Here is a 2132-nt window from a genome sequence, read left to right on the forward strand (position 1 = left end):
CAGCTGTTCAGCAAGGAGGTCCTGGATCCAGACATTCAATACACCAAGGGCGAGAGGGCAGTCGTAACTCTGAGCATCAATGTTCATGCGAAGGGAGATGTTGGCATTCCTGCAGCAGACATTGTGGATGCCTATTTGGATCAGCTGCTCGTGTGGTATCTGAGAGATCTTCCACTGATAGAGGGAATTGAGGTTGCTGGCCGGTCGGAGATAAACGATCTGACCTATCTGGCCGATAGCAAAACTCCAAGAAGGCAGCTTGACGTCTTCATCCGCTACGAACTAAGCTACAAAGAAACAATCACCACGATCGAAACCGTCGAGTACACGGTCGAGACCTGATCAGAACCTGATCCTGACTTCCATTTTTATAATTTTTCTCAAGAATTTAATTCATGTTTGAGTTCCTTGGCAAGGCAGAGGATCTGATGGATATTGCGAAGACTGTCGTGCAGTTACACGATGTAGCCACGCATTACCAGATAGTCCCTGCGAAGAAAAGAATTTATGTGTGGTGTAAGGCCGGAAATTTGGAGGAAGTTAAGGAAATCTTTGGGGGGAGCTGATCGAGGTCAAAGAGCTCAGAGGCGAGATGAGGCTTGTCGTGGGGACTTACTGATGTACTGATGTGCTCCGTTGAGATGTTCAGAAGATGGGATAAGAAGGAAGCCAATTCAATCGGCAAAATAGCAGAGATTTCTGACTTTTGTTTTTATATTCTCTTTTCTGCAAATAGATTATGCCAGATGTAGGAGATGCAATCGTAATTAATACAGTTCTCGAAACAGCAGCGATGCCAGCAAGGGAATGGGGAACACCAGCGGTTGTTGGAGAGTCAGATTACGCTTCAAAGAATTCTCCGAAGCTTTACTACTCGCTCGCAGATGTCCAGAGCGATCACGGCAGCACATCAAATGTAGCAAAAGCTGCCCAGGCTATTTTCGCCCAGGGAGTGAGAAAGCTCTATGCGGTTTCAATGGATGTCTCAAATCCAGGAAGCCCCACTGCAACAGAAGTTGAGAATGCTTTGAACACCCTCGCCCCCTATGCTGAGAACAACCAGATTCACGGAGTTTGCCTTGCTATGATCACCGACACAACCCTGCTCGCTAAGCTCAAAGACTTTGCGGATGCGAACAATGTGATCTTCACCGCGACGAATGCCAACGGGGCTACTGTCAGCGATATAACCACTACCGTGTCCAATTTAGCCTCTGCAAACGGATTCTTCCTAGCACACAACGACTCAGACTTTGATGGAGATGTCGCTGCGGCAGCTCTGGGAGTCATAATGGCATTGAAGCCCTGGAACACGACTTTCTGGAGGAGCATAAACATCGATGTGAACGAATACTTCGCCCTAGGAGATGTTCCTACGCTCGAGAACGGGAAGGCGAATGTGATACTGGATTTGGCAAATGCAAACAGAATCAGCAATGCTCTAACGACAGGCGGTGACCCGAAGTTCATCGATGTAACGAGGACGAAGTACTATACAATCGCGGCAATCCAAGATTCGATAGCAAGCTTGAGACTGAGAATGACAAAAATCCCGTACTCGCCTGCTGGACTGGAGTTCGTTAGAGCTGCTATCGCTGCGGCCCTTGAAACAATGGTGAGAGATGGGGCCCTGAGCAGCTACTCCATTGTAATGCCCGATTTCGGCTCAATCTCTGAATCAGACAAAGCAAATCGCATTCTTAGAAATGTCTACGTTTCAGCGACTTTGGCAGGAGATATTCACACATTCGAGCTCAATCTGACAATACAGGTGTGAGGTGGTTTGAATGGCTAAAGAGTGGGATGTTAGCGAAATTTCATGCAGCGTTGGAGGAGTGGAGATTGACGATCTACTGAGTTTCAGCTACGACAACGAGGATGAGATAACCCACATAGAAACGGTCAATGGAGTTGTGGGCTACAACAAGAAATTTGCAAAGCCAACATGGACCTTGAAATGCAGGGCCACCTCGGAAGCTTTGAATCAGCTTGTTCAGTTCAAGGAAAATAAGGAAGAGATTACCGTAACCTTCAAGGCTCCCGGACTGGTGGTTAATTGCTACGATGCAATCATAAAGAAGATAGATCCTGGAGAAGTTGGTGGTGAGGCGACAGAGGTCTCGATTGATGGA

4 protein-coding genes are annotated in these 2132 nt (G+C 47.3%); all 4 read left to right on the forward strand.

Annotated features, from left to right (window positions below):
• On the forward strand, nucleotides 1–342 hold a 342-nt coding region (locus tag BWM17_RS00005; RefSeq protein WP_309491822.1), incomplete at its 5' end, for a phage neck terminator protein.
• Between the two features lie 53 nt (nucleotides 343–395).
• Entirely contained in the window at nucleotides 396–566 is a 171-nt protein-coding gene (locus BWM17_RS00010; protein ID WP_309491823.1) for a hypothetical protein, read from the forward strand.
• 173 nt (nucleotides 567–739) lie between these two features.
• On the forward strand, nucleotides 740–1777 hold the full coding sequence (locus BWM17_RS00015; protein WP_309491824.1) for a hypothetical protein: 1038 nt from the start codon (nucleotides 740–742) through the stop codon (nucleotides 1775–1777).
• Between the two features lie 10 nt (nucleotides 1778–1787).
• Nucleotides 1788–2132 (forward strand): hypothetical protein (locus BWM17_RS00020; RefSeq protein ID WP_309491825.1); only part of this gene is annotated, 345 nt, incomplete at its 3' end.

The sequence above is a fragment of the Candidatus Hecatella orcuttiae genome (genome assembly GCF_002009985.1).
In the GTDB taxonomy this organism is placed as follows: Archaea; Thermoproteota; Bathyarchaeia; order Hecatellales; family Hecatellaceae; genus Hecatella; species Hecatella orcuttiae.

What these genes read in the sequence shown, in the direction of transcription:
- BWM17_RS00010 (WP_309491823.1), top strand. Translation starts at nt 396, where the DNA reads ATGTTTGAGTTCCTTGGCAAGGCAGAGGATCTGATGGATATTGCGAAG.
- BWM17_RS00015 (WP_309491824.1), top strand. Translation starts at nt 740, where the DNA reads ATGCCAGATGTAGGAGATGCAATCGTAATTAATACAGTTCTCGAAACA.